The sequence below is a fragment of the Micromonospora sp. WMMD1274 genome (genome assembly GCF_049179035.1).
Lineage (GTDB): Bacteria > Actinomycetota > Actinomycetes > Mycobacteriales > Micromonosporaceae > Micromonospora > Micromonospora tulbaghiae.
In genome coordinates this window covers 6,796,923-6,823,193 of the sequence record NZ_JBMHMG010000001.1, presented here as the reverse complement: position 1 = coordinate 6,823,193, position 26,271 = coordinate 6,796,923, and the positions used below count along the sequence as shown (strand labels likewise).

At 73.3% G+C, this 26,271-nt stretch carries 32 protein-coding genes and 1 riboswitch; of the genes, 22 read left to right on the top strand and 10 right to left on the bottom strand.

The annotated features are described in order from the left end of the window. Positions 1-9: 9 nt before the first annotated feature. A complete protein-coding gene (locus tag ACN27D_RS32260; protein WP_120569851.1) occupies positions 10-666 on the bottom strand; it encodes a hypothetical protein in 657 nt (218 codons plus the stop codon). 127 nt (positions 667-793) lie between these two features. Between ACN27D_RS32260 and ACN27D_RS32255 the strand changes: the two genes are divergently transcribed. Next, on the top strand, positions 794-1,000 hold the full coding sequence (locus ACN27D_RS32255) for a hypothetical protein (RefSeq protein WP_091426872.1): 207 nt from the start codon (positions 794-796) through the stop codon (positions 998-1,000). Here ACN27D_RS32255 and ACN27D_RS32250 read toward each other — a convergent pair. The 3 genes from ACN27D_RS32250 to ACN27D_RS32240 all read right to left on the bottom strand — a co-directional run bounded on the left by ACN27D_RS32250 (position 997) and on the right by ACN27D_RS32240 (position 2,630). Beyond that, a complete protein-coding gene (locus tag ACN27D_RS32250; RefSeq protein ID WP_121684234.1) occupies positions 997-1,470 on the bottom strand; it encodes a hypothetical protein in 474 nt (157 codons plus the stop codon). The genes ACN27D_RS32255 and ACN27D_RS32250 overlap by 4 nt on opposite strands. Continuing rightward, positions 1,467-1,676 (bottom strand): phosphatidylethanolamine-binding protein, encoded by a 210-nt coding sequence (locus tag ACN27D_RS32245; protein WP_120569853.1) that lies wholly within the window; start codon positions 1,674-1,676, stop codon positions 1,467-1,469. Before ACN27D_RS32245 ends, ACN27D_RS32250 begins: the two co-directional genes overlap by 4 nt. A gap of 108 nt (positions 1,677-1,784) precedes the next feature. Then, complete coding sequence (locus ACN27D_RS32240; protein ID WP_421500804.1) at positions 1,785-2,630, bottom strand: universal stress protein; 846 nt, start codon at positions 2,628-2,630, stop codon at positions 1,785-1,787. Between the two features lie 128 nt (positions 2,631-2,758). Between ACN27D_RS32240 and ACN27D_RS32235 the strand changes: the two genes are divergently transcribed. The 15 genes from ACN27D_RS32235 to ACN27D_RS32165 all read left to right on the top strand — a co-directional run bounded on the left by ACN27D_RS32235 (position 2,759) and on the right by ACN27D_RS32165 (position 14,439). After that, complete coding sequence (locus tag ACN27D_RS32235; RefSeq protein ID WP_421500803.1) at positions 2,759-3,505, top strand: SAM-dependent methyltransferase; 747 nt, start codon at positions 2,759-2,761, stop codon at positions 3,503-3,505. A gap of 98 nt (positions 3,506-3,603) precedes the next feature. Further along, positions 3,604-4,791 (top strand): PP2C family protein-serine/threonine phosphatase, encoded by a 1,188-nt coding sequence (locus tag ACN27D_RS32230; protein WP_121684236.1) that lies wholly within the window; start codon positions 3,604-3,606, stop codon positions 4,789-4,791. Positions 4,792-4,839: 48 nt separating this feature from the next. Beyond that, the gene (locus tag ACN27D_RS32225) at positions 4,840-5,310 is read left to right on the top strand and encodes a MarR family transcriptional regulator (protein ID WP_121684237.1); all 471 of its coding nucleotides are present in this window, start codon (positions 4,840-4,842) and stop codon (positions 5,308-5,310) included. 298 nt (positions 5,311-5,608) lie between these two features. Further along, positions 5,609-6,247 (top strand): CDP-alcohol phosphatidyltransferase family protein, encoded by a 639-nt coding sequence (locus ACN27D_RS32220; protein ID WP_120569858.1) that lies wholly within the window; start codon positions 5,609-5,611, stop codon positions 6,245-6,247. Continuing rightward, on the top strand, positions 6,244-7,200 hold the full coding sequence (locus ACN27D_RS32215) for a DUF881 domain-containing protein (RefSeq protein ID WP_120569859.1): 957 nt from the start codon (positions 6,244-6,246) through the stop codon (positions 7,198-7,200). Before ACN27D_RS32220 ends, ACN27D_RS32215 begins: the two co-directional genes overlap by 4 nt. Beyond that, positions 7,197-7,529 (top strand): small basic family protein, encoded by a 333-nt coding sequence (locus ACN27D_RS32210; RefSeq protein ID WP_091426880.1) that lies wholly within the window; start codon positions 7,197-7,199, stop codon positions 7,527-7,529. Before ACN27D_RS32215 ends, ACN27D_RS32210 begins: the two co-directional genes overlap by 4 nt. Before the next feature lie 10 nt (positions 7,530-7,539). Next, entirely contained in the window at positions 7,540-8,475 is a 936-nt protein-coding gene (locus ACN27D_RS32205) for a DUF881 domain-containing protein (protein WP_121684238.1), read from the top strand. Between the two features lie 54 nt (positions 8,476-8,529). After that, positions 8,530-8,910, top strand: a complete 381-nt coding sequence (gene gcvH / locus ACN27D_RS32200) for a glycine cleavage system protein GcvH (protein WP_421500802.1) — start codon at positions 8,530-8,532, stop codon at positions 8,908-8,910. A gap of 216 nt (positions 8,911-9,126) precedes the next feature. Then, positions 9,127-9,579, top strand: coding sequence for an oxoglutarate dehydrogenase inhibitor Odhl (odhI, locus tag ACN27D_RS32195; protein WP_007071101.1), 453 nt, complete (start codon positions 9,127-9,129; stop codon positions 9,577-9,579). Between the two features lie 50 nt (positions 9,580-9,629). Beyond that, positions 9,630-10,331: a MerR family transcriptional regulator gene (locus ACN27D_RS32190; protein WP_199733138.1), complete on the top strand. Its 702-nt coding sequence runs from the start codon at positions 9,630-9,632 to the stop codon at positions 10,329-10,331. A 210-nt stretch (positions 10,332-10,541) separates the two neighbouring features. After that, positions 10,542-11,006, top strand: a complete 465-nt coding sequence (locus ACN27D_RS32185; protein ID WP_088647333.1) for a bifunctional nuclease family protein — start codon at positions 10,542-10,544, stop codon at positions 11,004-11,006. Positions 11,007-11,173: 167 nt separating this feature from the next. Continuing rightward, positions 11,174-11,761 (top strand): MerR family transcriptional regulator, encoded by a 588-nt coding sequence (locus ACN27D_RS32180; protein ID WP_233585654.1) that lies wholly within the window; start codon positions 11,174-11,176, stop codon positions 11,759-11,761. Between the two features lie 436 nt (positions 11,762-12,197). After that, positions 12,198-12,587 (top strand): group I truncated hemoglobin, encoded by a 390-nt coding sequence (locus ACN27D_RS32175; RefSeq protein WP_421500801.1) that lies wholly within the window; start codon positions 12,198-12,200, stop codon positions 12,585-12,587. A gap of 2 nt (positions 12,588-12,589) precedes the next feature. Continuing rightward, complete coding sequence (locus ACN27D_RS32170) at positions 12,590-13,765, top strand: globin domain-containing protein (protein WP_421500800.1); 1,176 nt, start codon at positions 12,590-12,592, stop codon at positions 13,763-13,765. After that, positions 13,762-14,439 (top strand): DivIVA domain-containing protein, encoded by a 678-nt coding sequence (locus tag ACN27D_RS32165; RefSeq protein WP_421500799.1) that lies wholly within the window; start codon positions 13,762-13,764, stop codon positions 14,437-14,439. The genes ACN27D_RS32170 and ACN27D_RS32165 overlap by 4 nt, the downstream gene beginning before the upstream one ends. 49 nt (positions 14,440-14,488) lie before the next feature. Here ACN27D_RS32165 and ACN27D_RS32160 read toward each other — a convergent pair whose 3' ends face one another. After that, positions 14,489-15,145: an NAD(P)H-binding protein gene (locus tag ACN27D_RS32160; RefSeq protein ID WP_421500798.1), complete on the bottom strand. Its 657-nt coding sequence runs from the start codon at positions 15,143-15,145 to the stop codon at positions 14,489-14,491. A gap of 165 nt (positions 15,146-15,310) precedes the next feature. On the opposite strand from ACN27D_RS32160, the gene ACN27D_RS32155 reads away from it, so the two are divergent. Both ACN27D_RS32155 and gcvP read left to right on the top strand, forming a co-directional pair. Next, on the top strand, positions 15,311-16,153 hold the full coding sequence (locus tag ACN27D_RS32155) for an NAD-dependent protein deacetylase (protein WP_421500797.1): 843 nt from the start codon (positions 15,311-15,313) through the stop codon (positions 16,151-16,153). 57 nt (positions 16,154-16,210) lie between these two features. After that, a riboswitch (glycine riboswitch) is annotated at positions 16,211-16,301 on the top strand. A gap of 73 nt (positions 16,302-16,374) precedes the next feature. After that, the gene (gcvP, locus tag ACN27D_RS32150; protein WP_421500796.1) at positions 16,375-19,197 is read left to right on the top strand and encodes an aminomethyl-transferring glycine dehydrogenase; all 2,823 of its coding nucleotides are present in this window, start codon (positions 16,375-16,377) and stop codon (positions 19,195-19,197) included. 94 nt (positions 19,198-19,291) lie between these two features. Here gcvP and ACN27D_RS32145 read toward each other — a convergent pair whose 3' ends face one another. Then, positions 19,292-19,492 carry a DUF5999 family protein gene (locus tag ACN27D_RS32145; protein ID WP_013286363.1) on the bottom strand — a complete coding sequence of 67 codons (201 nt, stop codon included), beginning with the start codon at positions 19,490-19,492 and terminating at the stop codon, positions 19,292-19,294. 123 nt (positions 19,493-19,615) lie between these two features. On the opposite strand from ACN27D_RS32145, the gene ACN27D_RS32140 reads away from it, so the two are divergent. After that, positions 19,616-20,809 (top strand): chorismate-binding protein, encoded by a 1,194-nt coding sequence (locus tag ACN27D_RS32140; RefSeq protein WP_421500795.1) that lies wholly within the window; start codon positions 19,616-19,618, stop codon positions 20,807-20,809. 65 nt (positions 20,810-20,874) lie between these two features. Here ACN27D_RS32140 and pip read toward each other — a convergent pair whose 3' ends face one another. Further along, positions 20,875-21,822, bottom strand: a complete 948-nt coding sequence (gene pip / locus ACN27D_RS32135; protein WP_421500794.1) for a prolyl aminopeptidase — start codon at positions 21,820-21,822, stop codon at positions 20,875-20,877. A gap of 48 nt (positions 21,823-21,870) precedes the next feature. On the opposite strand from pip, the gene ACN27D_RS32130 reads away from it, so the two are divergent. Together ACN27D_RS32130 and def are read left to right on the top strand one after the other, a co-directional pair. Beyond that, complete coding sequence (locus tag ACN27D_RS32130) at positions 21,871-22,368, top strand: MarR family winged helix-turn-helix transcriptional regulator (protein WP_421500793.1); 498 nt, start codon at positions 21,871-21,873, stop codon at positions 22,366-22,368. Between the two features lie 21 nt (positions 22,369-22,389). Continuing rightward, the gene (gene def, locus ACN27D_RS32125; RefSeq protein WP_120569871.1) at positions 22,390-22,899 is read left to right on the top strand and encodes a peptide deformylase; all 510 of its coding nucleotides are present in this window, start codon (positions 22,390-22,392) and stop codon (positions 22,897-22,899) included. Here def and ACN27D_RS32120 read toward each other — a convergent pair. Next, positions 22,879-23,682, bottom strand: coding sequence for a GNAT family N-acetyltransferase (locus ACN27D_RS32120; protein ID WP_421500792.1), 804 nt, complete (start codon positions 23,680-23,682; stop codon positions 22,879-22,881). The two genes, def and ACN27D_RS32120, sit on opposite strands and share 21 nt — an antisense overlap. Continuing rightward, the gene (locus ACN27D_RS32115; protein WP_308212782.1) at positions 23,667-24,440 is read right to left on the bottom strand and encodes a sulfite exporter TauE/SafE family protein; all 774 of its coding nucleotides are present in this window, start codon (positions 24,438-24,440) and stop codon (positions 23,667-23,669) included. Before ACN27D_RS32115 ends, ACN27D_RS32120 begins: the two co-directional genes overlap by 16 nt. Positions 24,441-24,614: 174 nt before the next feature. Between ACN27D_RS32115 and ACN27D_RS32110 the strand changes: the two genes are divergently transcribed. Continuing rightward, positions 24,615-25,394 (top strand): endonuclease/exonuclease/phosphatase family protein, encoded by a 780-nt coding sequence (locus ACN27D_RS32110; protein ID WP_120569873.1) that lies wholly within the window; start codon positions 24,615-24,617, stop codon positions 25,392-25,394. Between the two features lie 3 nt (positions 25,395-25,397). Here the strand turns inward: ACN27D_RS32110 and ACN27D_RS32105 are convergent, their stop codons facing one another. Next, positions 25,398-26,264: a bifunctional 5,10-methylenetetrahydrofolate dehydrogenase/5,10-methenyltetrahydrofolate cyclohydrolase gene (locus tag ACN27D_RS32105; protein ID WP_421500791.1), complete on the bottom strand. Its 867-nt coding sequence runs from the start codon at positions 26,262-26,264 to the stop codon at positions 25,398-25,400. Between the last annotated feature and the right edge of the window lie 7 nt (positions 26,265-26,271).

The window sequence follows — 26,271 nt, the reverse complement described above, 5'->3', positions numbered from 1 at the left end:
CCGCCCGGCTCAGTGTGCCGTCGCGGCGCTGCGGCTCACCTCGCCCGCCGACTCCTCGCCCAGGGCCACCCGTACCAGCGCCGACGCCAGCCGGCCGAAGTCGGCCTCGCCGACCAGCCCGACCAGCGCGCCCGGGCTCGCCGGCAGGCCCAGCCGCCGCGCCCCGGCGAGCGTGCGCCGGTCGGCGTACGGGCGCACGTCCGGCCACACCGACTGCGCCTCCCGCAGGAAGATGTCCGCACCGGTGGGGCCGATGCCGGGGAACTCGGTGAGCAGCCGGCGCAGCACGGCCGGTTCGGAGCCGGCCTCCTTGTGCAGCCGGCGCAGGTCGCCGTGCCAGCGGTCCAGGCAGAGCCGGGCGCCGGTGCCGAGCATGGTGGCGGTCCGCTCGTCGTAGCGCCGGTAGTGGCCCCGGCCCAGCGCGTCGACCCGGTCCTGCCAGCTCGCCGCCTCCATCGCCTGCGGGGTGCGGTAGCCGGCCGCGAACAGCTCCCGGGCGGCGGCCACCGCCACCGAGGCCCGGATCCGGGTGCTCAGCAGCGTGGTGAGCACCAGCAACTGGTAGAGCGGGCCGGGCCGGTCCGCGAGGGCGATGCCGGCCTCCTCCGCGTACGTGCGGGACTGCCGGTCCAGCAGGGCACGCGCGACGTTGCGATCGTCTGGCATCCATCCGGCTTACCCGCCCCGGCCCCGGCCAGACCCCCGGGCCGATCCGGAATGCGCCGGGCGGCGACGGGTACGCCGGTCGGGTGCGCGGCCGACGGCCGTGCGCTCCACCGGGAAGGAGAGACCCGTGGTCAAGCCGCAGCAGGAGGAACTGCGCCGGAACGATCTCGGCGCCACCAGCCAGGACAGCCGCAAGACGGCCACCCAGGCGGGCAGCCGTTCGCGGGGCGGGGGCACGTCGAACGCCGACGCGGGACGGCCCGTCCCGAAGGGGCAGGTGTCGCCGTACGGCCCGGCCGGTGAGCCGGTGGCCGACGACGAGAGCGACAGCTAACCGCGAGCCGACGTCGGCCGCAGTCGCCGCCAGGTGGCTGCGGCCGACAGCCCGTACGCCAGGTGCGGGATCAGGTCGGAGACCCAGTCGCTGCGGCGCCAGGTACGCGGGTCGGTCACGCCGAGCGCGGTCATCGAGCCGTCGGAGGTGGCCATCACGCCGCCGCCGAGCAGCACCGTGGCCAGCGGCATCGGAATCCGCCGGCGCGCGGCGAGCACGCCGAACCCGGCCCCGGCGGCGATGCCCATGGCGTACCCCAGGAACGGCCCCAGACCGGAGCGGCGGTTCGCCGCCTCGACGCCGGGGCCCAGGTCGACGTGCGTCACGTCGGCCAGCCGTCCGGCGACCGATTCCGGGGTGCTGCTGGCCGGCCGGGCCCGCAACGCCATGTCCAGGTACGAGACCGCGTTGAGGACGGCGCTGCCGACGGCGCCCGCGATGGCGCCGTCGACAACCGCTGCCGTCCTCACTTCGGGTCACCCGGTTCCCGGTTGCCCTTGGGGCCGTAGGTCCGTTCGCCCCGGACCACACCCCGTTGCCCCCGGTCGTCCTGGAGGATCCGGTTGGCGACCTGGTTCGCCTCCTTGTCGGCCGCCCGTCCGGACTGCTCGACGAGGTCGCGAAGGCGTGCCCGCTGCTTGTCGTACGCGTTGCTGCCCGGCCGTGGTCCTGGCATCTCTGCCTCCTCCGGATCGCTGTCGGCTGACGTAGGCGTCTACCCGCCCGGGCCGGGACCAACCGTTGCCGGGGCGATCCCCGCCGCGCCGGGCGCCCGGGCCGGCGCTCAGTCCGGGGCCCGGACCACGGCTACCGGGCAGGCGGAGCGGTGCAGGATTCCCTGGCTCACCGAGCCGAGCAGCAGCCCGCCCAGCTCGCCCCGGCCCTGCCGGCCCACCACGACGAGCTGGGCCCCGGCCGACGCCGTGGTCAGCGCCGCGACCGGTTTGGCGCGTACCGCCTCGGCGTGCACCGTGAGGTCCGGCCACCGTTCGCCGATCCCGGCCACCGCCTCGGTGAGCACCCGCTCGTCCTCCTCGGCCCGGTCGTCCCGCCCGCGCGGGGCCGGGCGGGCGTGCACCACGTGCAGCGGGGCGCCGCGCGCGGACGCGGTCTCGGCGGCGAACTCGACGGCGGCGCGCGACAGCGTGGAGCCGTCCACCCCGACCACGACCGGGCCGTCCACGCGGTCGGTGCCGCGCGCGATCAGCACCGGGCAGTCGGCGTACGAGGCGACCTGCACCGCCACCGACCCGACCACGAGCGCTGTGAACCCGCCCAGTCCCCGGTCGCCGAGCACGATCACGGCGGCGGTGGGGGACTCGCCGAGCAGCACCGCTGCGGCCTCCCCGTCGATGATCTCGCCGGTGATGCGCAGCCCGGGTGCCTCCGCCTCGGCCACCGCGACGGCGTCGGTGACCAGTTGCTCGGCCTGGTTGCGCAGCCCGGCGCCGGGCGGTGACCCGGCCGGCGCGGAGACCGGTACGCGCAGCAGCGGCCAGATGAAACCGTGTACGACCCGCAGCGGGCGGTTGCGCCGCCGCGCCTCCCGGGCCGCCAGGCGCACCGCCCGCGTCGCGGGTTCGGAGCCGTCCACCCCGACCACCACCGCGGCCCCGTTCGCCGAGTTCACCAGTACCTCCTCGTGGCCGGCGCTCCCGCGGCCAGTATCGCGGCCCGGGTGGGCGGCCCGGGGCGATACCGCCGGTGTCGCCCGGTGGGTACGCTGGCGTGCAGCACCCAGGGGAGGGAGCCCCGTCGATGGATCAGCCGGACGGACCGAGCACCGCCCGCATGATCGACTACTGGCTCGGCGGCCGGCACCACCGCCCGGTGGACGTCGCCGCGGCCGCCGCGTTCGAGGCGGCGTACGGACCCTGCGCGGCGATCTTCCGGTCGCTGCGCGCTTTTCTCGGCCGCACCGTGCGGGCCATGGCGGCCGACGGGATCGACGGGTTCCTGGTCTTCGGCGCGGGCGTGCCCACCTGCGGAAACGTGCACGAGGTCGCGCCGGAGGCGACGGTGCTCTACACCGACGTGGACCCGGAGACGGTCCGGCTGGGCCGCAGCCTGCTCGCCGGCAGCGACCGGGCCGGGTACGGCTACGGCGACGCCACCGACATCGGGACGGTCGACCGGGCGCAGTTGCACCGGTTCGTGCCGGGCTGGGGGAGACGGCCGGTGGGTGTGGTCTTCCTCGGGCTGGCGGCGTTCCTGGACGACGACACGCTCGCCCGTACGCTCGACGAGCTGTACCAGGCGGCGGCGCCCGGCAGCCGGCTGGCGATCGACTTCGACACCGAGGAACTGGCCGGGCACCCCGAGGCGCTGGCCATGATGGGCCCGGCGTTCCGGATGCGGGCGCCCGAGCGGTTCGCGCCGCTGCTGGGCCGCTGGCAGCCGACCGACGACGGCATCGTGCCGGTGGCGCGGTGGCGGCCGGCGGGTGAGGCCGAGCCGGTGCCGGACGCGTTCCACGGCGCGCTGGCGCTCCGACCGGCCGCCTGAGCCGGTCCCGTCACGCCCGGCCGAGGCGGGGCGTTCGCCGTCGGGCGGCCTTCGTATGATGTTTGCCCTGTAGCAATAGTCGTCATCGGAGGATGAGCATGCCGGAGGCGTCCGGATCGGTGTCACGTGCCCTGCGCACGGCGCCACCCGACCAGCTGGCGGAGACCGCGGACGCGGTGCTGCGCCAGACGCTCGGGGCCGCGCGGGCGGAGGTGTTCGTCGCCGACTACCGCGCCAGCGGACTCTGGCCGGTGCTCGACCCGGACGTGCCCGACGGCGGCCCGCTGCTGGCCCACACCGTCGCGCAGCGCTGTTTCAGCAGCCAGGAGCCGGTGCTGGACGTCGTCGAGGACGGCCGCTGCCGCGCCTACCTGCCACTGTCGGTGTGGGGGGAGCGGCTCGGTGTGCTGATGGTGGAGCTGCCCGGCGACCCGGACGCGGCCACTGTGGAAGCCGCCCGGGACGCCGCCGGGGAACTGGCCGTCGCGATCCGGGCGGCCGACCGGGAGACCGACCGGTACCGGCGTGCCCGGCGGCGCGAGCGGCTGAGCATGGCCGCCGAGATGCAGTGGGACCTGCTGCCGGGGCGCAGCGTACGGCTCGGTGACGCGCTGCTCGCCGGTCAGCTCGAACCGGCGTACACGGTGGGCGGTGACCACTTCGACTGGTCGGTGGACGGGGACCGGCTCACCCTCACCGTGCTCAACGGCACCGGCAGCGGCCTGGCCGCGTCGATGCTCACGGCGATGACGGTGAACGCCATGCGCAACGCCCGGCGTTCCGGCGGCAGCCTGGTGGAGCAGGCGGAGCTCGCCTCGGACACCATCTACTACCAGCACCGGGGCAGCCGGCACGTGGCCACGCTGCTGCTGGAGCTGGACAGCCGCCGGGGCGTGATGCGGGCGGTGGACGCCGGCTCACCCCAACTGCTGCGGCTGCGCGGAGGCCGGGTCACGCCGATCGCGCTGGAGCAGCAACTGCCGCTGGGCATGTTCGCCGAGACGCGCTACGACGTGCAGGAGTTCACTCTGGAGCCGGGCGATCGCCTCTTCGTCGTCAGCGACGGGGTGTACGCGGCGGAGCCCGACGAGCAGGAGCCGTACGGCGTCCGGGCGATGGCGCGCGCGATGCGGTCGACTCGGCTGCAGCCGGCGACCGAGGCAGTTGGTACGGTGATGCGCGAACTGCATGCGTACCATGCCGACGCGGATCTCCGTGACGACGCGGTCGTCGTCTGCCTGGACTGGCGCGGCTCCAGCCGGTCCGACGACGTGACGGGGCAGTGACGGGGGCGGCGGAGCGGACACGAGCGGGACGATCGCAGGGGACAGCGAGTGGAGCGACCTCCGAATCTTGCCGCGGCCATCGAATCGGCTGCGGAGGCGCTCATCGGTGTGCTCGACTCCGCGACGTCCCGGCACACGGTCAGCGTCTCGCCCACGCAGCTGCGGGTGCTGTCGTTGATCGTGTCGCATCCGGACACCAACGTGAACCGGCTGGCCGAGCTGCTGGACGTGGTCCCGTCGTCGGCGAGCCGGCTGTGCGACCGCCTGGAGGCGGTCGGCCTGCTGCGCCGGGTGGCGGACCCGCGCGACCGGCGGGAGGTGCGGCTGATCCCCACCGCGGCGGCGGAGACGCTGCTGCGCGACCTCCAGGACAGGCGGCACCGGGCGGTGCAGGCCGTGCTCGACCGGATGCCCAACCGGGTGCAGCACGAGCTGCTGCTGGCGCTGGTGGCGTTCAGCCAGGCCGCGACGGCGACCGCCCCGCAGGCCGGCTCGGATTCGACCGCCCGTACCGCCTGACGCCGTACACCCATGTCCGCCTGGCCGTCGACCGCTCGACTAGTGTCCTAGGATGCCTTAGCGGTTGTGACGGTCACCACCGTGACACCACTGAGCAACGACGCAGCGGGCACCCGGGGGAGAACGGCGAGCCCGATATAGTGGCAGCGCAACTGGGCGGCCCGTGATCACTGGCCGCGTCGGGGAGGTCCCAGCCCGGGATCACAGAGGGCGCCGGCGTCTGACCGGCCGGCAACGCGCACGTCCCTCCAGCGGCCGTTCATCCGGCTGCCGGACCGTGCTGCGAAGGGAGGGTTCGGTGTCGCGTCGGCCGGCTCCAGCGGAGCAACCGGATTCCGGGACCGCCACGGTCGTGGGAGACCGCGTCCTCACGCTGCCCAACCTGATCAGCTTCGTCCGGCTCGTCGGCGTGCCGATCTTCCTCTACCTGTTCCTCGTGGTCCGGGCCGACGTCGCCGCCATCGCGGTGCTCGCCGTCGGCGGCACCAGCGACTGGGTGGACGGCTGGATCGCCCGCCGCCTGGGCCAGGTGAGCCGGCTCGGGGAACTGCTCGACCCGCTGGCCGACCGCCTCTACATCCTCGCCACGCTGCTGGCGTTCACCGCCCGCGAGGTGGTGCCCTGGCAGTTCACCGGCGCGCTGCTGGCCCGGGAAGTGCTGCTGCTGGTGTCCCTCGGGGTGCTGCGCCGCTACGGCTACGGCCCGCCGCCGGTGCACTACGTGGGCAAGACCGCGACGTTCCTGCTGCTGGCGGCGTTCCCGATCCTGCTGCTCGCCGACGCGGTGCCGGACATCGGCACCGCCGCCGGCGCGATCGGCTGGGGGCTGGCCTGGTGGGGCCTGGTCCTCTACTGGGTGGCCGGCGCGATGTACGTGGTGCAGGCGAGCCGCCTCGTGCGGGCGATGCGGGCGCGGCGTACCGAGGCGGCGGCATGACCACGTCGCCGCCGCGGGACGGGGAGAAGGAGCGCGACCCGTCGAACCGGGTGTACGCGCCGGACTTCCTGACCGAGCTGTTCCGCAATCCGCTGGATCCGGGGTACGGGGACGCGGCGGCGCGCCGGGCGACGGGCTCGATGTCGCGGGTGCGGCAGGTGCTGGGCCGGCCGGTGAGCCTGGTGGTGCTGGCGCTGATCGGTTTCCTGTTCGCGGTGGCGTACCGGGAGACGATGGCGGAGGAGCCGAGCCGCGCGACGGCGCGGGCGGGTCTGGTCGCCGAGATCAAGGGGCGGGAGGCGGAGACCGACCGGTTGACCGAGCGCGCCGAGCAGTTGCGTGAGGAGGTCGGCCGGCAGCGGGACGCGACGTTGAGCGGTTCGCAGGCGTCCCGGTTGCGCACGCTGGAGGCGGGGACCGGCCTGGCCCGGGTGCGTGGGGACGGCGTGGTGGTGCGGCTGGCCGACGCGGCGGCGGACCAGGACGGGGTGACCGGCGGGGACGCGGGCCCGTCCCGGGTGCTGTATTCGGATCTGCAAAAGGTCGCGAACGCGTTGTGGGCGGCGGGCGCCGAGGCGGTGGCGGTGAACGGCCAGCGGTTGACGGCGACGTCGACGATCCGGTCGGCGGGTGAGGCGATCCTGGTGGACTACCGGCCGGTGACGGGTCCGTACGAGGTGCAGGCGATCGGACCGCGGTCGATGCGGGACCGGTTCGACGAGAGCCGGGCGGCGGCGTTGATGCGTGAGGTGGCGCGGACGACGGGTCTGTCGTTCGGGGTGAAGCGGGTCGAGGACCTCACGTTGCCGGCGGCGCCGCAGCCGCGGCTACGCTACGCCGAGCCTTCGGTGAGTCCGAGTGCGCGCCCGTCGGGCTCGGGTGGCGCGGGTTCGTCGAGTCCCGGGTCGTCCGGCCCGGGTGGTTCTTCCAGCCCCTCGGGAGGTGGCCGATGATCGCGGTGCTGGCGTTGCTCGCCGGTGTGGTGCTCGGGGTGTATCTGGACCCCACGGTGCCGGCGGCGTTGCAGCCGTATCTGCCGATCGCGGTGGTGGCCGCGTTGGACGCGGTGTTCGGTGGGGTGCGGGCGAAGCTGGACCGGATCTTCGACGACAAGCAGTTCGTGGTGTCGTTCATCTCGAACGTGCTGGTCGCGGCTCTGATCGTGTACCTGGGTGACCAGTTGGGCGTGGGCGGTCAGTTGTCCACCGGTGTGGTGGTCGTGCTCGGGGTGCGCATCTTCGGAAATGTGGCGGCGATCCGCCGGCACCTGTTCCGGGCGTAGGTTTGTGGCGATGAGCGAGGAACACAGGGAGACGGGTACCGGGTGGCCGCGGCCGGGGGAGCCGGCGCGGCCGTCGGGTCCGGCGGGTGAGCCGGATCCGCGCCCGGACGCGCCCGATCCGGACGAGTTGAGCCCGTTGGCGCCGGTGGAGCCGGTGCCGGACGAGGCGGAGCCCGCGGAGCGGGAGGCGGTGCCGGAGTCCGAGCCGGAGCCGGGTGCGGCGGCCGGTGCGGGGGCGCCGTCGGCGGCGCGGCGGTTCTCGTCGGCGGGTGCGATGATCGCGGTGTTGCTGGCGTTGCTGGGTTTCACGCTGGTGGTGCAGTTCAAGACGACGTCGACGGATCCGACGCTCGCGGCGACGCGGGAGGAGGACCTGGTGCGGATCTCGTCGGATCTGGATTCGCGGGAGCGGCGGCTGCGCCAGGAGATCGAGTTGCTGGAGGAGAGCCAGCGGCAGCTGCGCTCGGGTGAGCAGGGCCGGCAGGCGGCGCTGGAGGAGGCGACGCGGCGGGCGGACGAGCTGGGCATCCTGGCGGGTACGTTGCCGGCTGTGGGTCCGGGTCTTGAGGTGCGGTTCTCGGGGCCGGCGAAGGCGGTGTCGTCGACGCGGATCCTGGACGCGGTGCAGGAGCTGCGGGGTGCGGGCGCGGAGGCGATGCAGATCCAGGGCACGGACGGTACGGCGGCGCGGATCATCGCGTCGACGTATTTCGTGGACGGGCCGGACGGTGCGCTGGTGGTGGACGGGCGGCGGTTGACGGGTCCGTTCACGATCATGGTGATCGGTGATCCGGCGACGATGCGTACGGCGTTGAACATTCCCGGCGGGGTGGTCGCATCGGTGCGGGACGGCGGCGGTAACGTGACCTCCGAGGATCGTGAGGTTGTGGAGGTTTCGCAGCTGCACGCGCCGATCAAGCTGGACCACGCCCGGCCGGTCTCGTGACCGGTCGCGGCCGCGCCGGTTTCTCCGGTGCACCGATGACGAAGGACGCAGTTGGTGATTCCTGAGGATCTGCGGTACACCGCCGAGCACGAGTGGGTGGTCGGTGGTGACGGTGGTGCCGTCCGCGTCGGTATCACGCACTTCGCGCAGGACGCCCTGGGTGACATCGTGTTCGTGCAGCTGCCGGAGCCCGGTGCGGTGGTGGCGGCGGGCGAGTCGCTGGGCGAGATCGAGTCGACGAAGAGCGTGTCGGAGATCTACGCGCCGTTGAGCGGTACGGTGGCGGCGCGCAACGAGGCGTTGGCCGACACCCCTGAGGTGATCAACACGGATCCGTACGGTGCGGGGTGGTTGGTGGAGATCACTCCGGACGATCCGGCGGCGGTCGAGGGTCTGCTGACCGCCGATGCGTACCGCGAGCTCACCGAGAGCTGAGTTCGTGCTGTTCCGGGCGGCGGCGAGGTTCCGCGCGTCCGGTTGCCCTGCATTTCGGCGCTGGCTAGGCTCGCCCAGTCGACCGAGAACCAATAGTTTGAGCGTTGCGGAATGCGCCTTCCCGGGCACGGGGAGCCAGCCGCCGGGTGTGGTGTTGCCCGGCGGCCAGACCCGCCATTCCCTGACGCCGACCGAACAGATCCGTGAGGTGGTCCCATGACGCGCCCAGACGACGAGTTCCCCCCGCTCGACGTCACTTCGACGCTCAATCTCGGTTCGCTCGACGAAGTGCTGGAGGGGCCGGACACCGATGTGGTGCCGAGCCGCATGTCCGGCTCGTTGCCGCCGGGTATGGCGTTGCTGGTGGTTCGCCGGGGTCCGAATGCGGGTGCCCGGTTCCTGTTGGACCACGATGTGACGACGAGTGGGCGGCACCCGGACAGTGACATCTTCCTGGACGACGTGACTGTGTCGCGTCGGCACGCGGAGTTCCACCGTGACGGTGGGACGTTCACGGTGCGGGATGTGGGCAGCCTGAACGGCACGTACGTGAATCGTGAGCGGGTCGAGGCGGCGACGCTGAGCAACGGTGACGAGGTGCAGATCGGCAAGTTCCGGGTGGTGTTCATCGCCGGTCCGCGCCCGGAGGAGGAGGCCGGCCGGGGGTGAACGAGCCTGCGGCTTCGACGCCGTCCGGGGCGGCGCGGGCGCCTGCGCTGATGAGTATCGGCGAGGTGCTGGCGCAGTTGCGGCCGGAGTTTCCGGACGTCACGATCTCGAAGTTGCGGTTCCTGGAGGCCGAGGGCCTGGTGGAGCCGCAGCGGACGCCGGCGGGTTATCGGAAGTACGGCTGGGACGATGTGGCGCGGTTGCGGTTCGTGTTGACCGCGCAGCGGGATCAGTACCTGCCGTTGCGGGTGATCCGGGAGCAGTTGGCCCAGTGGGACGGGTCTGGTCCGTCGCCGGGGCGGGGGCGGCCGAATCTGGTGGCTGTGGGTCCGGGTGGTGAGGTTCCGGGCCGGGAGCCGGTGGAGTCGGTCGAGTCGTCGGAGGTGCGGCTGGACCGGGCGGGTCTGATCGCTCGTAGTGGTGTGGACGAGTCGACGCTCGCGGAGTTGGAGCGGCTGGGTGTGCTGGTGTCGGATCCGCCGGGGTGGTACGACGCGGATGCGTTGATCATCGCGAGTGCGGTGGCGGGTCTGGCGGCGTACGGGCTGGAGCCTCGGCATCTGCGGGCGTACCGGTTGTCGGCGGATCGTGAGGTCGGGTTGTTCGCGCAGTTGGTGGCGCCGTTGGCGCGGCAGAGTGATCCGGCGGCGCGGGCGCGGGCGGCGGAGACGGCGCGGGAGTTGGTGGCGTTGTCGCAGCGGTTGCACGCGGCGTTGGTGCGGGTGGGGCTGCGGTCGACGTTGGGCCGGTGAGGTCGTGGGAGGGGCCGGGTGCGGTGTGCGCCCGGCCCTTCCGCGTGGGTGGGCGCACAAAGATCTGGTCGGTGGAGCGTGTCGTAGGCTTGCCGGGGTATGCCCGTCCGGCGAGGCGTGGTGCACGTAGCGCGTGGGACTCCCGTGTCCTGGTCCGTGTACCGTGCAGGGAAGGGCGCGGTGCAAGGTGACGACGACACGGAGGCGGCGGTGCGCGAGCTGAGCGTGGTCGGAGTTCGGGTGGAGTTGCCCAGCAACCAGCCGATCGTCCTGCTGCGGGAGGTCGAGGGGGACCGCTATCTGCCGATCTGGATCGGTGCGGTCGAGGCGACGGCGATCGCTTACGAGCAGCAGGGGGTCAAGCCGGCCCGGCCGTTGACGCACGATCTTCTCCGGGATGTGCTGGCGGCGTTGCAGGCGCCGTTGCGGGCGGTGGAGATCACCGAGTTGAAGGAGAACGTGTTCTACGCGGATCTTCTCCTCGGTGACGGTGTGCGGGTGTCGGCGCGGCCGAGTGACTCCATCGCGTTGGCGTTGCGGGTGGGTGCTCCGATTCGTTGTGCGGAGCAGGTCCTCAGCGAGGCGGGGATCGTGATCCCGGACGAGCAGGAGGACGAGGTGGAGAAGTTCCGGGAGTTCCTGGAGCAGGTGCGTCCGGAGGACTTCGCGGGTTGAGGTGTCCCGGCCGGGTGGCCGGGGTCGGCGTGGCGGTGGCCGGCGCGGCGTGTCGCGGTGTCTCCTGCGGGTGAAGTCCGGGGGGCGGCGTTAGGGTTGCCGTGTCGAGGGGTGCGCGTACGGGGAGTCGGCGCGGCACCGCCACGGGCGCGGGGAGGTTGGTCCGGATGCACGAGCCGCGGGATCCTGGTCCGGGTGCGGAACAGCAGGCGGGTGTGGGGGCCGATCCGGCCGGTGACGGCGAGGTCGGTTACCGGGGTGTGACCGCGTGTTCGGCGGTGGGGATCAGTTACCGGCAGTTGGACTACTGGGCGCGTACGGCGCTGGTGGTGCCGAGTGTGCGTGACGCGTCGGGTTCGGGGACGTCGCGGTTGTACTCGTTCCGCGACCTGGTGGTGTTGAAGGTCGTGAAGCGGCTGCTGGACGCCGGGGTGTCGTTGCAGAACATCCGTAAGGCGATCGAGGCGTTGCGGTCGCGTGGGGTGGACGATCTGGCGGGCATCACGTTGATCTCCGACGGGACGACCGTGTACGAGTGCCGGTCGCCGGAGGAGGTGGTCGACCTGTTGCAGGGCGGCCAGGGGGTGTTCGGCATCGCGATCGGTGGCGCGTTCAAGGAGATCCAGGGTTCGTTGTCGCATCTGCCGGCGGAGCCGGTGGGTGGGCAGGAGCCGGCCGTGCCGGCGGTGGAGCCGGAGGCGGAGTCGGTGGGTGACGAGCTGGCGGCGCGCCGGGCCCGGCGCCGGGCGGGGTGACCTGCGTCGCGTCTCGTTGACGGGATCGCGCCGCGCCCGAAAAAGGGTGCGGCGCGATTCGTGTTTTGGTGACGGGGTGTGGTCTCCGCCTGGTGGTTGAGGCGGGTGGCCGGTGTGGACCGGGCCGGGTGAGAGTCGTCGCAGGTCACGGCACGTGTGCGCGTGATGTCCGAAAAGGACGGTACGTCGGGCGGCTTGACGGCTTGTGTGTGACCGGTTGCGGTGCGTCCACCTTCTCCGGCCGGGTTGCTGACTGTCCGTGATCGACAGTTCTCGGGATCCGGACAGGGGCGGCGTGAAGTGTCGTGGCGGGCGCGCTATGGTCCGTTCCGGTCGTCGGCGTGTCGACGTCACGGCGGAACGCTGTGTGACGCCGCGCCGGACGGCGAGCCCCTGCCGCGGCGCTGCCCGCGGACCCCTGCTGGAAGGACCGAGCATGACGGTGACGAGCGAGGCCACCCCGATCTCCCACTACGAGCGCATCGGCGGCGCGGCCGCGGTGAAGGCCGCGGTGGAGCTGTTCTACGACAAGGTGCTGGCCGATCCGGATCTGGCCGGCTACTTCGCCGACGTGGACATGGTGGAGCAGCGGCGGCACCTGGCGCTGATGCTGGCGGTGGTGCTCGGTGGCCCGAACGAGTACGCGGGTCGTGGGCTGGCCGAGGCGCATCAGCCGCTGAACATCACCGGTGGGCACTACGCGAAGGTCGGTGAGCACCTGACGGCGACGCTCGTCGAGCTGGGTGTGCCGGCGGACGTGATCGCCGACGTGCAGGTCGTGCTCGGGCAGGTGCGGGAGCAGGTCGTGTCGGCGGGGGACGCCTGAGCGTGGACGTCGCACGGCTCAAGCAGAGCTGGTCCCTGGTCGCCGCGCACGGCGACCAGGTGCCGCTCTACTTCTATTCGACGCTGTTCCTGGCGCATCCGGAGACCCGGCAGATGTTCCCCACGAACATGGCCGGGCAGCGGGACCGTCTGGTGGCGGCGCTGGGGCATGTGGTGTCCCACGTGGACCAGGTGGACCGGCTGGTCGGGTTCCTGCGGGATCTCGGCGCGGATCACCGGAAGTTCGCGGTGCGCGCCGAGCACTACCCGGCGGTCGGTGAGGCGCTGCTGGCGACGTTGCGGCACTTCTGCGGTGAGGCGTGGACCGAGGAGCTGGCCGCGGACTGGGCCGCGGCGTACGGGCTCGTGGCGCAGGTGATGATCGAGGGCGCGCAGGCCGCGGAGGCGCAGTCGCCGCCGTGGTGGGTGGCGGAGGTGCTGACGCACGAGCAGCGCACGTTCGACGTGGCGGTGCTGACGGTACGCCCGCAGTATCTGTTGCCGTTCGCGCCCGGTCAGTCGATCGGGGTGTCGCATCCGGCGGTGCGGTCGTGGCGGTACTACTCGCCGGCGAACGCGCCGCGTCCGGACGGCACTGTGGAGTTGCACGTGCGGGCCGCGCCGGGTGGTGTGGTGTCGTCGCGTCTGGTGTACGGGTGCGCGGCCGGTGACCAGATCCATCTGGCGTCGCCGGTGGGTGACCGGTTGACGTTGTGGCAGGCCGGGTCGTCGGATCTGCTGCTGCTGGCCGGTGGGACCGGCTGGGCGCCGGTGAAGGCGCTCGTGGAGCAGGTCGCGGCGGAGGGTTCGGGCCGGCGGGTGGACCTGTACGTGGGGGCCCGTTCGCGGACGGAGTTCTACGACAGCGAGGCGATCGACAAGTTGGCGGCGACGCATCCGTGGCTGCGGGTGTCGTACGTGGCCGGTGCGGATCCGGCCCGGCCGGGCGAGTCGGTGCGCATCGTCGACCGGGTGCTGGCCGACGGGGACTGGCGGTCGCGGCACGTGTACGTGTGCGGCTCCGACGAGATGGTGGGTCAGTCGGTGGCGGCGTTGACCGGTGCCGGTTACCAGCCGGGTCAGGTGCATCACGAGGGTTACGGCAAGCACTGGTACGGCCCGGCGTGGCGGACGATGACCGGCGCGGACGGGCTGCAAGCAACGGAGGTGGGCCGGTGAGCGCGGGTCCGATCAGCAGTTACGACGCGCAGCAGGTGTCCGGTCCGGTGCAGGTGCGGTTGACCTCGGACCGGGTCCGGCGGTGGGAGTTCGGGTCGGCGGCGTTCACCCGGCGCGGCTACGACCAGACCGATGTGGACCGGTTCCGGTTGCAGGTGGCCGACGAGCTGGATCTGCTGGCGGCGCAGGTGGCGAACCTGCGGGCGGAGAACGAGCGGCTCAACGACCATCTGGAGCTGCACCGGCACGGGGTGATCCCGAGTACCGAGGCGGTGACGCCGGCGGCGAAGGAGGTCAACCTGTTGTCGGCGGCGCAGCGGGAGGCCGAGCAGATCATCGCGCAGGCCCACGACTACGCGCGCCGGGTCGCCGAGTACGCCCGTACCCAGTACGAGAGTTACATGCGGGCGGCGGCGGAGGAGGCGAAGCGGGAGGCCGAGCGGGCGGTGACGGAGTACCGCAGCGCGGCCGGGAGCGGCTTCGACGACTCGGTGGCCACGCGCGAGGCGTTGCGGATCTTCGGCGAGATGATGATCTCGCACATGCAGGCGGCGGCCCGGCACCTCGACGACGGCAGTGAGCAGTTGTCGCGCACGATGGAGCGGATCGCCCGGGAGCTGCCGCAGGGCGGCGGGGGCCCGCCGCAGCCGGCGTTGTCCCGCCACCAGCGTTGACCGGCGTCCCGGTCCGCCGCGGCGGGCGGGCCGGGACGTACGCGGTGGGTCAGGCGGTGACGGCGTCGATCGCCTCGGCGATGGGGCTGTCTCCGCCGACGAGTTCCAGGGTGTGCCCGGCGGTGGCCGGGGCGTACAGCAGGGCGAGCAGGACCCGGGCCACGTCGGCGCGGCTGATCGCGCCGGGTTCGGCGTGCCGGGCCAGGGTGATCCGGCCCGCGGGTTCGTCGTCGGTGAGGCGGCCGGGCCGCAGCACCGTCACGTCGAGGTCCCGTGCGGTGACGTCGTCCTCGGCGGCCTTCTTGGCCCGCAGGTACGCCGCCCACACGTCGTCGGTGCCGTCGGCGGGCGCGGCGTCCACGCCCATGGAGGAAACCAGCAGGTAGCGGCGTACCCCGGCCTGGACGGCGGCGTCGGCGAGGAGCACGGCGGCGCCCCGGTCGACGGTGTCCTTGCGGGCGGCGCCGCTGCCGGGTCCGGCGCCGGCGGCGAACACGACCGCGTCGGCGCCGGCGAGGTGGGCGGCGAGGGTGTCGACGTCGGTGTGTTCCAGGTCGCACACGACGGGTTCGGCGCCGCCGGCGCGCAGGGCGGCGGCGTGGTCGGGGTTGCGGATCAGTCCGAGCGCGGTGTCTCCGCGTCCGGCCAGTTCCCGCTCCAGCAGTTTGGCGATCTTTCCGTGCCCTCCGGCGATGACGACGCGCATGCGCTCAACCTAGCCCGCCACACCGGCCCCCGCCGGGCGACCGGCCTCGTCGATCATGAGGTTGGCGGTACGACACGCCGTGCCGCACCACCGCCAACTCCATGATCAACGGGGCTAGGGCGGGCGGGAGGGGCGGTCAGCGGCGCGGCGAGGGACGATGGACGGGTGAGTGAGGCGTTCGAGGAACTGGCACGGCTGGTGGCCGCCGGGGACGTGGTGGTGCTCAGCGGCGCGGGCCTGTCCACCGAGTCGGGCATTCCGGACTACCGGGGGCCCAGCGGCGCGGCGCGCCGGCACACCCCGATGACGTACCAGGAGTTCACCCGGGATCCGCTGGCGCGGCGGCGGTACTGGGCGCGCAGCCACCTGGGCTGGCAGATGATCGCCCGGGCGGCGCCCAACGACGGGCACCGGGCGGTGGCCCGGTTGCAGGCGGCCGGGCTGCTCGGCGGGATCATCACCCAGAACGTCGACGGGCTGCACACCGCCGCCGGCGCCACCGGCGTGATCGAGCTGCACGGCCGTCTCGACGAGGTGACGTGCCTGGACTGCGGCAACGCCACCGGCCGCGACGAGCTGCACCGGCGCCTGTCGGAGGCGAACCCGGGCTTCGACGCGCGGGTGGCGCGCGTCAACCCCGACGGCGACGTGGACCTGCCCGACGACGCGGTGACCGGGTTCCGCACCGTCGACTGCGGCCTCTGCGGCGCCGGCATGCTGAAACCGGACGTGGTGTTCTTCGGTGAGACGGTCCCCGCCCCGCGGGTCGCGGACTGTTTCGCGCTCGTCGAGCGGGCCCGGGCGCTGCTGGTGCTCGGGTCGTCGTTGACGGTGATGTCGGGGCGGCGGTTCGTGCTGCGGGCGGCCCGCCACGGCATCCCGGTGGCGATCGTCAACCGGGGCGTCACCCGCGGTGACACCTACGCGGCGCTGCGGCTGGACGCCCCGCTGGGCGCCACCCTGTGCGCGCTGGCCGACCGGGTGGCGGCGGCGCCGGCGCCGGTGTGATCAACCCCCGGGACATGAGCCGGAAACACGCCCGCTGGTAGCGTTGGGGGTGCCGGTACCACCCACGTGGGAGAGACCGTCTACCCGACGGCGCCGAAGGGGCAGATTCTCCCCGGAACCTCTCAGGCAAAAGGACCACGTGGGCAGGCGCTGTGGAGCGCGTCAGCGCGACTCAGGGGGAGGCCGACCCGTCGACCTCGCCCCACCAAGGAGCGCAGCGCATGACCGCAGAGCAGTTCGCCGACCGGCACATCGGTCCCGGCCGCGACGACGAGCGCCGGATGCTGGACACCGTCGGTTACGGCTCCGTCGACGAGCTGATGGACGCCGCGATCCCCGAGGTGATCCGCTGGCACGGCACCCTGGACCTGCCCGCCCCGGCGAGCGAGCGGGAGGCGATCGCCGAGCTGCGCGCCCTGGCGTCGCGTAACACAGTCGCCGTGTCCATGATCGGCCTGGGCTACCACGGCACGCACACCCCGGCGGTGATCCGCCGCAACGTGCTGGAGAACCCGGCCTGGTACACCGCGTACACGCCGTACCAGCCGGAGATCAGCCAGGGCCGGCTGGAGGCGCTGCTGAACTTCCAGACCATGGTCACCGACCTGACCGGTCTGGTCACCGCGAACGCCTCGATGCTCGACGAGGGCACCGCCGCGGCCGAGGCGATGACGCTCGCCCGCCGCGCGTCCAGGAGCAAGAGCCCGGTGTACGTGGTCGACGCCGACGCGCTGCCGCAGACCGTCGCGGTGATCGCCAGCCGCGCCGAGCCGCTCGGCATCGAGGTGCGCGTGGTCGACGTCGAGCGCGACGAGCTGCCGGCGGAGTTCTTCGGCCTGCACCTGCAGTACCCGGGCGCGTCCGGCGCGGTCCGGGACCACCGCGCCCTGGTCGAGGCGGCGCACGGGGTGGGCGCGCTGGTGACGGTGGCGGCGGATCTGCTGGCGTTGACGCTGCTGCGCCCGCCGGGTGAGATCGGCGCCGACATCGCCGCGGGCACCACGCAGCGCTTCGGCGTACCGATGGGCTTCGGCGGGCCGCACGCCGGTTACCTGGCGGTGCGTTCGGGCCTGGAGCGGATGCTGCCGGGCCGGCTGGTCGGGGTGTCCCGCGACGCCGACGGCAACCCGGCGTACCGGCTGGCGTTGCAGACCCGCGAGCAGCACATCCGGCGGGAGAAGGCGACGAGCAACATCTGCACCGCGCAGGTGCTGCTCGCGGTGATGGCCGGCATGTACGCCGTCTACCACGGCCCGGACGGCCTGCGGGCCATCGCCCGGCGTACCCACGAGGCGGCGGCGCGGCTCGCGGCCGGGCTGCGCGCCGGCGGCGTCGAGGTCGCGGACGTCGCGTTCTTCGACACCGTCACCGCGATCGTGCCGGGCCGCGCCGCCGACGTGGTGGCCGCGGCGGCGGCGCGCAACGTGAACCTGCGGCTGGTCGACGCCGACCGGGTCGGCGTCTCCTGCGACGAGACCACCACGCCCGCGCACCTGCACGCGGTGTGGGCGGCGTTCGGCGTCGACGGGTTCGACGGCGACGCCGACGCGGGCCTGCCGGACGGGCTGGCCCGCACGTCGGGGTTCCTCACCCACCCGGTGTTCCACACCCACCACTCGGAGACGGCGATGCTGCGGTACCTGCGCCGCCTGGCCGACTTCGACTACGCGCTGGACCGCGGCATGATCCCGCTGGGGTCGTGCACCATGAAGCTCAACGCCACCACCGAGATGGAGCCGATCACCTGGCCGGAGTTCGCGCACCTGCACCCGTTCGCGCCGGACGAGCAGACCGCCGGGTACCGGGAGCTGATCGCGCAACTGGAGGGCTGGCTGGCCGAGGTGACCGGCTACGACGCGGTCAGCGTGCAGCCCAACGCCGGGTCGCAGGGTGAGCTGGCCGGGCTGCTGGCGATCCGCGCCTACCACCGGGAGCGCGGCGAGGGTCACCGTGACGTGTGCCTGATCCCGTCGTCGGCGCACGGCACCAACGCCGCGTCGGCGGTGATGGCCGGCATGCGGGTGGTGGTGGTCGGCTGCGACGCCGACGGCAACGTCGACCTGGTCGACCTCGACGCGAAGATCGACAAGCACCGGGACGCGCTCGCCGCGATCATGGTGACGTACCCGTCGACGCACGGCGTCTACGAGACCGGCATCGCCCAGTTGTGCGCGAAGGTCCACGACGCGGGCGGTCAGGTGTACGTCGACGGCGCGAACCTCAACGCGCTGGTCGGGTTCGCCAAGCCGGGCCGGTTCGGGGCGGACGTGTCGCACCTGAACCTGCACAAGACGTTCTGCATTCCGCACGGCGGCGGCGGCCCGGGTGTGGGCCCGGTGGCGGTGCGCTCACACCTGGCGCCGTTCCTGCCCGGTGACCCCCTCGGTGCGCGCGCCGACGGGCGGCCGGCGATCTCGGCGGCGAACCACGGGTCGGCGGGGATCCTGCCGATCCCGTGGGCGTACCTGCGGATGATGGGCGCCGACGGGCTGGCCCGCGCCACCGGCGTGGCGGTGCTGGCGGCGAACTACGTGGCGGCGCGGCTGCGCAACCACTTCCCGGTGCTGTACGCCGGCAACAAGGGCCTGGTCGCGCACGAGTGCATCCTGGACCTGCGGCCGCTGACCAAGGCCACCGGTGTGAGCGTGGACGACGTGGCGAAGCGGCTGATCGACTACGGCTTCCACGCGCCGACGATGTCGTTCCCGGTGGCCGGGACGCTGATGGTGGAGCCGACCGAGAGCGAGGACCTGGCCGAGCTGGACCGCTTCTGCGACGCGATGATCGCGATCCGGGCGGAGATCGACAAGGTCGGCTCGGGGGAGTGGCCGGCGGGGGACAACCCGCTGTCCAACGCGCCGCACACCGCGGCGATGGTGTCCGCCGACGAGTGGCCGCACCCGTACCCGCGGTCGGTGGGCGCCTACCCGGCGGGTGTGGACCGGGCGGGCCGGTACTGGCCTCCGGTGCGGCGCATCGACGGCGCGTACGGCGACCGGAACCTGGTGTGCTCGTGCCCCGCGCCGGAGGCGTTCGAGGACTGAGCGGCTGACGCCGGGGCGGTGGGCTGTCGCCGCCCCGGCCGGTGCGCCGGACGGTCATGACCGGCGCGTACGCTCACTGACGCTGCGTGATCGCTCAGGCGACGAGGGCGTGGCGGGCCGGACCCCGGTGCGGGGCGATGGTGCGCCCGTCGGGGAGCAGCTCACCGGTGTCCTCGAAGACGATGACACCGTTGCAGAGCAGGCTCCAGCCCTGCTCAGGGAAGCAGGCAAGGACGCGGGCGGCCTCGCGGTCGGTCGCGTCGGCGGAGGGGCAGGTGGGCTGGTGCTGACACATCGGGTTCTCCGGACTGTGGGGGCACTGTGTCATGGTTCACATGACCAGTGACGCACAGTACCAAGGAAAACTGAGCGGCAACGAGCAAGGATGCGTCATGTTCACCCAGAATGGGCTGAACGGATGACCCGTAACGGCCCGGACGTCGTGGAAGCGCTCCCACAGGTGGAGGTCGATGTTCCCGGCGCGCCGCCCGGATGCCGCCGCCGGCTCGTCGAGACCGCCCGCCTGCACTGGTCGATCGGCGACGGCGGCGACCCCGCCGACCTTGCACAACGCTTCCTCGCCGCGCACGGCATCACCCGCGACGACCTGTCGCGCCCCGGCCGCCACGACCCCGGCGCCGGGGTGTGCGGGGCCGCGCTGTACCTGTCCGCCGCCGCCGGCGCGTACGCCATCGGCGTGTCGCCCGGCGCGCCGAGCCCCGCGCCGGCGCTGCCCGACCTGGTGGTGGTCGTCTACCACCACACCGACCGCCCGGCGGCGCCCCGGCCACCGGCCCCCGCGCCGTGGCGGCTCGGAGGCTGGCGGGACAGCTGGACCCCGGCCGCGCACGCCGCCGCCGTCGGCGCGGTCCGCGAGGCCATCGCCCGTGGCGACGTCTACCAGGTCAACGTCGTCGGCCACGCCGCCGCCCCGTACGCCGGTGATCCGGTGCCCGCGCTGGCCCGCCTCGCCGCGCTACCCGGCGCCCGCTACGGCGGCACCCTGCACGGCCCCGGCTGGGCGCTGGGCTGCGCCTCCCCGGAGACCCTCATCGCCGTCGAGCGCGGCCGGCTGGTCACCCGCCCGATCAAGGGCACCCGGCCGGCCACCCCTGCCGGACGCCGCGACCTGCTCGCCTCGGCCAAGGAACGCGCCGAACACGTCATGATCGTCGACCTGGAACGCAACGACCTGGCCCGGGTCGCCCGCACCGGCTCGGTGCGCGTCGACGAGCTGTTCGCCGTACGCCGCTGGTGTGACCTGTGGCAGGCAGAGTCCACCGTGTCGGCGGCGCCCGCCGACGGTCTGGGCCTGGCCGACCTGCTGCGCGCGGTGTGCCCCGGCGGGTCGGTCACCGGCGCGCCCAAACACGCCGCCCTGGCGCGCATCGCCGCGCTGGAGCCGGTCGGACGCGGCGCGGGCATGGGCGCGCTCGGCTGGGTCGGGCCCGACCGGCTCGACCTGGGCCTGACCATCCGCACCGCCGCCGCCGACGGGGACCTGCTGCACCTGTGGGCCGGGGGCGGCATCACCTGGGACAGCGATCCGGCCGCGGAGGTCGCGGAGGCAGCCGCCAAGGCCGCCCCGATCCGCGCCCTGCTCGCCGGCTGACACGCTCTCCGCCGGCCCGGCCCCGGCGGCCCGGCAGCTCGCGCGGCGAAGGCCCGCGCGACGCCTCAGCCGGCGGCGAACTCGTCCAGGGCGGCGACCACCCGCTCGCCGATGCCGTGCCCGCTGCCGTGGCCGCCGGACTCCACGATCTCCAGCCGCGCGTCCGGCCAGTCCCGGGTCAGCTGCCAGGCGATGTCCGGCGGGCCGCTGACGTCCAGCCGGCCCTGCACCAGGACCCCCGGAATGCCGGCGAGGCGGCCCGCGTCGCGCAGCAGCTGCCCGTCGGGCAGGAAACCCCGGTTGGCGAAGTAGTGCGTCACCAGCCGGGTGAACCCGTACCGGAACACCGGGTCGGCGTACCGGGGACTCGGCGCGTACCCGCCGGCCAGGGACACGTGCACGTCCTCCCAGTCGCACCAGTCCCGCGCCGCCTTGTCCCGCACCGCCGGGTCCGGGTCGGCGACCAGCCGGGCGTACGCGGCCGACAGGTCACCGTCGCGGTCGGCCTCGGGCACCCCGTCGCGGAACCGCGCCCACTCCTGCGGGAAGACCCGGCCCATGTCCCGGGTCAGCCACTCGATCTCGCGGCTGGTGTTGGCGACCACGCTGAACAGCACCAGCGCGCTCACCCGAGCCGGGTGCCGTTGCGCGTACGCCAGGGCAAGCGACGACCCCCACGACGCGCCGCACAGCAGCCACCTGTCGATCCCCAGGTGCGCGCGCAGCGCCTCCATGTCGGCCAGCAGATGCCCGGTGGTGTTCACCGACAGGTCGGTCGCCGGATCCGACGCCGGGGGAGTGCTGCGCCCGCAGCCACGCTGGTCGAACAGCACGATCCGGTACGCGGCCGGGTCGAACAGCCGCCGCCAGGACGCGCCCGCGCCCGACCCGGGTCCACCGTGCACCACGAGCGCCGGCAGGCCGTCCGGGTTGCCGCACGTCTCCCAGTACACGCGCTGCCCGTCCCCGGCATCCAGCATGCCGTGGGCGTACGGCTCGATCGGTGGATACATGTGCGGCCTCCCCGAGTCAGATACAACAGCGCTGTTACATTAGTGGACGTGACCGCCCCCCACCGCGACGCCCTCGGCACCCTGCTACGCCACGTCCTGGACGTCCTCGACGGCGACGTCGCCGCCGTCCACCAGCGGCTCGGCCTCACCGACTACCGGCCCCGCTACTCACCGGTCGTCCGCGCGCTCGTCGCCGACGGCCCACTGCCCATCCGCGACCTCGCCGCCCGCGTCGGCGTCACCCACTCCGCCGCCAGCCAGACCGTCGCCCAGATGCGCCGCGCCGGCCTCGTCGACCTGAGCCCCGGCGCCGACGCCCGCCACCGCATCGTCACCCTCACCGACCGCGCCCGCGCCCTGCTGCCCGCCGTCGAAGCCGAATGGGCCGCCACCACCACCGCCGTACGCCACCTCGACAGCGAACTGCCGGTACCACTCGCCGACGAGCTGTACGCGGTCCTCGCCGCCCTGCGCCGCCGGCCCCTGCGCGACCGCATCGCCGACACCGGCCTGCTGGACACCCCACCGGACACCCGCGAACGGTAAGCAACGGATAGCCTTCCGGACATGACTATGCGCCCCATCCGGATCATCGGCGACCCCGTGCTGCGCACCCCCAGCGAACCCGTCACCAGCTTCGACGCCGAACTGCGCGCCCTCGTCACCGACCTGATGGACACGCTGCTCGGCGCACCCGGCCGCGCCGGCGTCGCCGCACCCCAGATCGGCGTCAACGCCCAGGTGTTCGTCTACGACGCCGACGGCCACCGCGGCCACATGGTCAACCCCACCCTGGAGGTGTCCGACGAACTCCAGGACGACGAGGAAGGCTGCCTGTCCATCCCCGGCCTGTACTTCCCGACCCCCCGCGCCATGCACGCCACCGCACACGGCTACGACCAGCACGGCGAACCGCTCACCATCACCGGCAGCGGCTTCCTCGCCCGCGCCCTGCAACACGAGACCGACCACCTGCGCGGCCGCCTCTACGTCGACACGCTGCGCGGCGACACCCGCCGCCGCGCCCTGCGCGAGATCCGCGCCGGCCGGTTCGACTCACCCAGCCGCGGCCGCTGACGTCAACGCGCACTCGGTGAACCCGGCCACCCGGGAGAACCCCAGCCGCTCGTACAACCGCACCGCCGCGGCGTTGTCCGCCCGCACGTTCAACGTCACGTGATCCACCGACGCGCGCAGCCGGGCGCACAACGCCGCCACCACACCCGCACCCAGACCCCGCCCCCGCACGTCCGGATGCGTCGTCACGTTCCCCAGCGCCGCCACCCGCCACCGCGGCGAGAACACGTGCACCCCCGCCACCGCCACCAGCCGGCCACGCTCCCGAACCCCCACGTACTGGCCCGTCTCCAGCATCCGCGCGTCGAACCAGTTCCCCGGATACGCCACCGCGTACAACCCGGAAAGCTCCGCCGCGTCCGCCGGCCCCAACGGCTCACCCACCGCCGGCACCGCCGCCAGCCGGCCCGGATCCGTCAACGCCATCCGGTGATGCGCCGCCGCCTCCGACACCACGAACCAGCGCGACACCACCGCCTCCAGACCGGGGGACAGGTGCGCCCACATCCGCGCCGGCAACACCGGCACCGCCTCCGCCACCAACTCGGCCAGATCCGCCACCCGATCCGGCGCCGCGAACGCCAGCAACGTCGGCAACTCCACCCCGTGATACAGCAACACCACCTGGTCGCCACGCCGGAACCACGACGTGTACGGCCAGAAGAAATCGTCCAGATCACCCAACTGGTACGCGTGCAACACCGGATCCCGGCCCAGCAGACCCGCCAGCACCGCCCGGTCGTGCTCCGCCCGCACCGCCACCGCGATCAGCCAGCCATCCACTGGTCGTAACCCAACCGGGCCACCAGCGCCAGCACCACCACCAACAGCACCACCCGCACGAACCCCGCACCCCGCCGCAACGCCATCCGCGCGCCCACCGCAGCCCCCACCACGTTGCACACCGCCATCGCCGCACCGAGCGCCCACCACACGTGCCCGGTCAACCCGAACACCACCAGCGCACCCAGATTCGTGCCCGCGTTCACGACCTTCGCCATCGCCGACGCGTGCACGAAATCCGAACCCAGAATCGCCGTGAACGCCAGCACCAGGAACGTGCCCGTACCCGGCCCGATCAACCCGTCGTACAGGGCGATACCCAGACCGGCCACCGCCACCGCCACCACCACCCGCGCCGGAGTCCGCCGCTGCGGCGACGCCACCACACCCAGCGACGGCCGCGCCAGCACGAACACCGCCACCGCCACCAGCACCACCAGCACCACCGGCCGGTACGCGCTACCCGGCACCGCACCCGCCAACGCCGCACCCAACCCCGCCGTCAGCACCGCCAACCCGGCCGCCGGACCCGCCACCGCCCAGTCCAGCTTCGTCCGCCGCGCGTACGTCACCGCCGCCGTCGACGTACCGAAGATCGCCGCCAGCTTGTTCGTGCCCAACGCCGTCGCCACCGGCACACCCGGCGCCGCCACCAGCAACGCCGGCAACAACAACAGACCGCCGCCACCCACCACCGCGTCCACCCACCCGGCCAGAAGGGCAGCGGTCAGCAACGTCGTCAACGACAGCGCATCCACCGCCGCATTCTGCCCACGCCGCCACCAGCGGCGAGGCCCCCTGTGGCCAGCCTCACCGCCCCCGGCGACGCCGCAACCACACCCCGACCGACCCCACCGCCACGAACACCAGCATCGAACAGCACAACAGTTTCAGCACCCGGCAAGACTCCCACGACGACGTAGGGTGTCCAGGTGCGCCTGGCCACCTTCAACCTGCTGCACGGCCGCTCCCTCACCGACGGGCTCGTCGACCCCGACCGGCTCACCGCCGCCGTCACCGACCTCGACGCCGACGTCCTCGCCCTCCAGGAAGTCGACCGCGACCAGACCCGCAGCGGCAAACTCGACCTCACCGCGGTCGCCGCCCGCGCCCTGCACGCCGACCACCACCGCTTCGCCGCCGCCGTCGTCGGCACCCCCGGCGAACAGTTCCGCCCCCTCACCCACGACGACGACGGCCACGGCGAACCCCTCTACGGCATCGGCCTGATCAGCCGCCACCCCGTCCGCTCCTGGCAGGTCACCCGCCTGCGCGCCGCACCCGTCCGCTCACCCATCTACGCACCCGGCCCCGGCGGCGGACTCGTCCTGCTCCGCGACGAACCCCGCGTCGTGCTCGCCGCCGTCCTCGACACCCCCCACGGCCCCCTCACCGTCGCCGCCACCCACCTGTCCTTCGTCCCCGGCTGGAACGTCTGGCAACTACGCCGCGTCGTCCGCGTCCTGCGCACCCTGCCCGCGCCCCGGATCCTGCTCGGCGACCTCAACCTGCCCGCCGGACCCGCCGCCGCGCTCACCCGCTGGCAGCCCCTGGCCCGCCGCCCCACCTACCCGGCCGGGCAACCCCGCGTCCAACTCGACCACATCCTCGCCGACCGGCACGGCCTCGACCGGCTCCCACCCGTCACCGCCGTCCACACCCCGCTGGCCACCATCTCCGACCACCGGCCCCTCGTCGTCGACCTCGGCTGACGCTCACCCCAGACCGCTCTGCCGCCGCGCCGCCTCCACCGCGTTGCGGAACAACATCGCCACGGTCGTCGGACCCACCCCGCCCACACGCGGCGTGATCGCACCCGCCACCTCCGCACACGACTCGTCCACGTCCGGCAGCAACCGCCGCCCCTCGTACCGGACACCACCACCGACCACCGCCGCACCCGGACGCACATGCTCCGGCCGCACGATCCCCGGCACCCCCGCCGCCGCGATCAGGATCTCCGCCCGCCGCGTGTACCGCGGCCAGTCCGCCACCCCCGTGTGCACCACAGTCACCGCCGCGTTCGCCGTCGGCCGCTTCTGCGCCAGCAACATCGCCAACGGCCGGCCCAACGTCGCACCCCGGCCCAGAATCACCACCTCACGGCCCGCCACCGGCACACCGTGGAACGCCAGCAACGCCTCGATCCCCGCCGGCGTACACGGCAACGGACCCGGCAGCCCCAACGCCAGCCGGCCCATGTTCACCGGATGCATCCCGTCCACGTCTTTGTCCGGATCCAGCACCGCCAACGCCCGGTCGTAATCCAGGTGACCCGGAATCGGGTACTGCACCAGCACCCCGTGCACCGTGGTGTCCGCGTTGAAATCCGCCAGCACCGCGTGCAGATCCGCCTGCGAAGCCGACGCCGGCAGATGCACGTGCGGCGACACGAAACCCAGCTCCGCCGCCTGCCGTTGCTTGATCCGGATATAACCCGCGCTCGCGTCGTCGTCACCCACCAGCACCGTCGCCAGCGCCGGCGTCACCCCCGCCGCACGCAGCTCCGCCACCGACGCGGCGACCTCCGACAACACCCGTTCCGCCACCGGACCACCCGGCAACAACCGCGCAGAAGACATACGACAC